At 73.3% G+C, this 5,632-nt stretch carries 4 protein-coding genes; 2 read left to right on the forward strand and 2 right to left on the reverse strand.

The window, feature by feature from the left end; genetic code table 11:
- Positions 1-254: 254 nt before the first annotated feature.
- On the reverse strand, positions 255-950 hold the full coding sequence (locus CCN33_RS25560; protein ID WP_086695826.1) for an SDR family oxidoreductase: 696 nt from the start codon (positions 948-950) through the stop codon (positions 255-257).
- Positions 951-1,066: 116 nt separating this feature from the next.
- Here CCN33_RS25560 and CCN33_RS25565 point away from each other — a divergent pair, with 116 nt between their 5' ends.
- Positions 1,067-1,624 carry a TetR/AcrR family transcriptional regulator gene (locus tag CCN33_RS25565; protein ID WP_086695827.1) on the forward strand — a complete coding sequence of 186 codons (558 nt, stop codon included), beginning with the start codon at positions 1,067-1,069 and terminating at the stop codon, positions 1,622-1,624.
- A gap of 303 nt (positions 1,625-1,927) precedes the next feature.
- Positions 1,928-4,150, forward strand: a complete 2,223-nt coding sequence (locus CCN33_RS25570; protein WP_086695829.1) for a serine/threonine-protein kinase — start codon at positions 1,928-1,930, stop codon at positions 4,148-4,150.
- A 34-nt stretch (positions 4,151-4,184) separates the two neighbouring features.
- On the opposite strand, the gene CCN33_RS25575 is transcribed toward CCN33_RS25570, so the two are convergent.
- The gene (locus CCN33_RS25575) at positions 4,185-5,390 is read right to left on the reverse strand and encodes a metallophosphoesterase (RefSeq protein WP_208621891.1); all 1,206 of its coding nucleotides are present in this window, start codon (positions 5,388-5,390) and stop codon (positions 4,185-4,187) included.
- Between the last annotated feature and the right edge of the window lie 242 nt (positions 5,391-5,632).

A 5,632-nucleotide genomic window follows, 5' to 3' on the forward strand; every position in this document is an offset into this window, starting at 1 on the left:
GTACGCCGACCAGGCCGACCCGCCCCCCGGCGGCCACCGCCTCGCCCTCAGCCGTCCCCTCGGCCACCCCTACGGAGCGTCGGCCGTTGCCCCCCACCGCTCGCCTGCGCACGGCGGCGCCGTCGACCGACCCGACGCGCTCCTCAGCCGCGACGTCCGCTGCGAGATGACCCGCTCGTACGGCGGGGGCGGAGGCTGTCCGCCCGTCTCACGACGTGGGCCGGCCGTGGCGACCGTGCGCCGCGCCGAAACCGTCAGGCGGCCGCGTTCGTGCGAGGTGCCGCGGACAGGCTCTGCTTGACGTACCGGCTCGTCTCGTCCGCGAGGATTTCAGGCCGGCCGGTCTCGATGCCGTGCAGGGCCCGGGCCGCGACATCGGCGGCGGCGACCTTCTGATCGGCGGGCACATGGGAGGCCATGTCCGTGTCCATGTAGCCGACGTGCAGCGCCGAGACCGTGATGCCGCGGGGCGCCAGTTCGTCGCGAACGGCATCGGTCAGCGCCCAGGACGCCGCCTTGGACGCGGCGTAGGAGCCGAGCCCCGCGGGGTGGAGCCAGGACAGGACGGACAGGACGTTGAGTACGGTGCCGCCGCCGTTGCCCTCGATGACGGGGACGAAGGACCGGGTCACGGCGAGCAGGCCGAAGAAGTTGGTCTCCATCTCCCGGCGGACCTCGGCCGTCTCGCCCCCGATCAGGGACGCGCCGGTGGAGATGCCCGCGTTGTTGATCAGCAGTGTCGTGTCGGACGCGACGCGCGCGGCCTCCTGAATCGACGCCTCGTCCGTGACGTCCAGCCGCAGGGGGACGGCGCCCGGCACGTCGACCGTCTCGGGGCGTCGGGCCGCGGCGTACACCTTCGCGCCGCGCTCGACGAGCTGGGCCGCCAGGTGTCGCCCCAAGCCCCGGTTGGCGCCGGTGACGACCGCGACCGCGTTCTTCAGTTCCATGCTCGCTCCTGGATGCGGAGGGCGCCGGCGGCACCCTTTCCGGCAATTAGATTATGGGTGCAATCTAAGCACGGGTCTATGATAGATGCCAGTCGACATCCAAACGGGAGGTGTTCATGGGCCGCGTATCGCAGGCGCAGGCGGAGGAGAATCGCAGGCGGGTGGTGGAGACCGCGTCCCGGTTGTTCCGGGAGCGGGGCACGCAGGTCAGCGTCGCCGACGTGATGGCGGCGGCCGGTCTGACACACGGCGCCTTCTACAAGCAGTTCGCCTCCAAGGAGGCGCTCGTCGACGAGGTCACCGCCTACGCCTTCGCCGAGCTCGCTCAGCGCCACAGTGCGGGTCCCGAGCAGGGCGACGGGCAGCGCGCCGCCCAGCAGTCGCTGATCGACACCTACCTCTCCGTCGAGCACCGCGACGACCCGGCGGACGGCTGCCCGGTCGCCGCGCTCGCCACCGACATCGCGCGCGACGGCGGTGGGCACGAGGCTCGTCGCGTCTACGCGGAGGGGGTGGCGGAATTCGCTGATTTCCTGGGCGGTCCCGACCAGGACGGCATCCTCCGGCTCTGCACGCTGTTCGGCGCGTTGGTCCTCTCCCGGGCCACGAAGGGCTTCCCGCTCTCCGAGGAGATCCTCGCCGCCGCGCACGCGGCCCTGACCGAACCAGGCTGATCAGGACGGAAGCCGGGGGTGCCCGCCTTCGCACGGGCCGGCGCCTCGGGCAACGGGGACGGCCGGTTCGCCGCGCATCATCGAGGGGGGCCACCCGCGCGGACTGATGGGTCGAAGGGGCCGTGCGTCGTGCCTGCCGGCCCGGACGGCCGGGCCCGTTCTGATGGCCGCTCACCGAAGCCGTCCGACGCCCTGTGGGTCACCCGTGTCGCCGGGCCCGACCGCCTTGCGGTTAGCTTGTGGGGACAGGTGGGCAGGTCCGTGGTGGCAGAGGTGTTCGTGGAGAGCGGGAAGTCGGGAGCGGTGTCGCTGCGCGAAAGTGATCCGGCCGAGATCGGCGGCTACCCACTGGAGGCGCGGCTCGGCTCGGGTGGCATGGGCACGGTCTACCTGGCCCGTACCGCTTCGGGGCGGCCCGTCGCCGTCAAGTTGATCCACCGGCACTTCGCGGAGGACGACGAGTTCCGCATCCGTTTCCGGCAGGAGGTGGCGGCGGCGCGGCGGGTGAGCGGTGCGTTCACCGCCGCTGTGGTCGACGCCGATCCCGAGGCCGAGCAGCCGTGGATGGCGACGGCCTACATCGAGGGGCGCACGCTCGCCCAGCACTGTGCCGCGGACGGCCCGTTGAGCGGGGCGAAGCTGCGGAACCTCGCCATCGGGCTGGCCGAGGCGCTGCGCGACATCCACCGGGCGGGTGTCGTCCACCGCGACCTGAAGCCCTCGAACGTCGTCCTCTCACCCGAAGGCCCGCGCGTCATCGACTTCGGCATCTCGCGTGCCGCGGACCAGGAGACGCTCACGATGACGGGGCGGATCATAGGAACGCCGCCCTTCATGTCGCCGGAGCAGTTGCAGTCGCCGCGCGACGTGGGGCCGCGGTCGGATGTCTTCTCGGTGGGCACCCTGCTGGTGTACGCGGCGACGGGCCGCGGCCCCTTCGAAGCCGACAGCCCCTACCTGATGGCATATCAGGTGGTGCACGAGGAGCCGTCGCTCGGCGCCGTGCCGGAGGCGCTGCGCGCGGTCGTCGAGCCCTGTCTGCACAAGGAACCGGGGGAGCGCCCCTCCTCGGACGAACTCCTCGTGCTGCTGCGGAACCTGCCGGTCGACCTCGGCGGGACCGAGGCGGACGGATCCGGCGCGGTCCGGCCCGGTGACATGGTCACCCAGCATCTGATCCCGACGCCGGCCACGGCTGCCCCGACCGCCGAACCGGCCCGTCCCGGCGCGCGGAACGCCCCCGGCGGCCGCCGCCTGCGTCACCGATGGCGGCCCGCTCTCGCCGCCGCCGTCGCGGTGGCGGCCATCGGCGGGGCTGTCGCCGCGCTGAACGCGGCCCGCTCCGGGAGCGACGGCGACCAGGGCAGGAGCACCGCCGCGCCGGGTGCCGCCCTTCCGGACGGCTTCAAGCCCTGGCGCAAGGCCGTGCTGGGCGGCCGCGAGGACATCCCGGACGAACTGCGCTGCGTCGCGCGCGGGGACGCGGTGTACTGCGGGGGCGGCGGTGTCGTCGCGGCCCGTCTGCGGGCCCGCGACGGCTCGCGGGTGTGGACCGTGAAGAGTCCGGGCGTTCCTGCTCAGGGCGTGCACCTGGTGGGCGCGACCGACGACACGGTGCTCGGATACCGCATCGCCGCCCAGGACGACCCGAAGTCCCCTCTCACCGAGGTGGTGGCCGTCGACGCCGGGACGGGCCGCGAGCTGTGGTCCGTGCCGTCCGGCGCGCAGTCGCAGGCCGTCACGGGCCGGACCAGGGACGCCGTCGTGCTCGGCTCCGACGTGGTGACGGTCGACGGGTCCAACTCCCGCCTGGAGGCCCGGAACGCGCGCAGCGGTGCGGTCCGCTGGTCGACGCCGTTTCCCGCGGGCGCGCAGTGCGCTCCCGTCCCCGCCGGTCCGAGCCTCCTCGCGATGTGTGCGACCGACGAGGAGGTGGACGCCGTGGCGGTGCTCCACCCCACGCTGTACGAGGTCGACCGGGCCACGGGCAGACTGGGCGCGCCTCTCACGATCGACGGCCCCGCAGTGCCGATGGGCGTCGCGGGCGGCAGGCTCGTCCTGCTCCGGGAGCACCGGGAGGGAGTCGCGTCGGACGGCTACGACGGGGTGGTGCGGGTCGACCCGGCAGCGCGGAAGGTGACGTACTCCCGGCTGGCCAGGACGTTCGCGGGGACACCGGACCTGGCGGACGGCACCGTCTATGTGAGCGGACAGACCGGTCTGGTCACGGCGATCGACCCCTCGACCGGCCGGAGCAGGTGGTCACGCCAGACCGCTGTGGAGGGCGCGTCGGGGCCCGTCGCGGGAGGCGGAGCGCTGTACTTCAGCTCGGCCACCGGCCGGGTCGTCGCCCTGTCACCGCAGGACGGCGCACCCCTGTGGACGACAGGGCCGCAGGCCGATGGGCTGACGGGCGAGCAGGGGGCGAGCCCGCGCGTGACCGTCGCGGGACGTGCGGTGATCGTGGCCGCGGCGAACAACACGCTCTTCGCCTTCGACACGCAGAAGCCCCCGAAGACGGACTGATGGGCGGGTGGGCTGACCCCCACCGCACACCGCCCTACGACGGCGAGCGGAGGACGAGGAGCGTGATCTCGCTCGGGGCGAAGACGCGGAACGGCGGACCCCAGAAGCCCGTTCCGCGGCTCGTGTAGAGGCGGGTGCGGGCGCCGTGATGGGTGAGTCCGGCGAGGGCGGGCTGGTCGAGGCGGACCAGATGGTGGAAGGGCCAGATCTGGCCGCCGTGCGTGTGGCCGGACAGCTGGAGGTCCACGCCGTGGGCCGCCGCGCGGTCGATGAACTTGGGCTGGTGGGCGAGGAGCAGGACGGGCAGGCCGGGGTCGGTGCCGTCCAGCGCTTCGGCGAGGTCCGCGCCGTGGCCCGCCAGGCCGGAGGACTCGGCGGTGACGTCGTCCACGCCCGCCACCACGAGGGTGTCGCCCCCGCGTTCCAGCAGCACATGGCGGTTGCGCAGCGGCTCCCAGCCCAGCTCGTCCATCAGGTCGACCCACCCCTGGGCCTCGCTGTAGTACTCGTGGTTGCCGGTGACGTAGACGCGGGCCCGCGTCGCCTCGACGGTGCCCAGCGCAGCCGCCTGGGCGCGACGGCGTTCGGCCGTGCCGTCCGCGATGTCGCCGGTGTGGCAGACCAGGTCGGCCTCCAGGGTGTTCACCCGCTCGCAGACCCGTTCCGACCAGCGGGCGCGGTCGAGGGGGCCGTAGTGGGTGTCGGTGATCAGGACCACTCGGATACCGTCCAACCCCGCGCCCAGACGCGGGAGTTCCACGTCCACTCGGCGCACACGCGGCACACGCCGGGCTTCGGTGTATCCCCAGGCGAGCAGTACGGCGGTCACCCCGAGGACGGCCCAGGTGACGATGCGCGCCCGGTCCTGTCCGTCGCCCACCCTGGCCACGGTCAGGGCCAGGCGCAGCAGGATGCCGAGCAGAACGGACCACGTGAACAGCACCCACGCGCCGCCCAGCAGGGTGTCCCCGACGATCGCCGCCCGGTCCTGCTGGCGCCGGCCGTGTCCGCGCGCCATCGCCAGCGGCATGCCGATCAGGCCGAGGACGAACAGCGCGGTACCGGTCAGGGTCACCGGGAGCGGCCAGTGCTGGCCGGTGTACAGGAGGACCCCGCACGGCACGGCCCACAGCAGGACGGGGGCGACCAGGGGGAGGTAGCGCATCAGGCGTTGCAGCCGGCCGCGCCGCGCCTCTGGCGCGTCACCGGCGGTGGATGGGGTGCTGCTGGTCTCGGTCACGCTTCCCCTTCGCTGGAGTCTCCCCGTGGAGCCCATTGTCCGCCGCCGCGGAACGGGCCGCCCTCCGGGGCTAGGGGATGTCTCGCCGATCTTCGCGGGCCCGCGACCCCTGGCACGGCACCTCGCCGCACGGCCGAATCGCCCAAGTACGTCCAGTACGAGGACGACCCGACCGCACGCCGAGGTACCGCACCAGACGCCGCGGGCTGATCCACGAAGATCGACGAGACACCCCCTAGGCC

This window comes from Streptomyces recifensis, assembly GCF_002154615.1.
Classification (GTDB): domain Bacteria; phylum Actinomycetota; class Actinomycetes; order Streptomycetales; family Streptomycetaceae; genus Streptomyces; species Streptomyces griseoluteus.

What these genes read in the sequence shown, in the direction of transcription:
- CCN33_RS25560 (WP_086695826.1), bottom strand. Translation starts at nt 950, where the DNA reads ATGGAACTGAAGAACGCGGTCGCGGTCGTCACCGGCGCCAACCGGGGC.
- CCN33_RS25565 (WP_086695827.1), top strand. Translation starts at nt 1,067, where the DNA reads ATGGGCCGCGTATCGCAGGCGCAGGCGGAGGAGAATCGCAGGCGGGTG.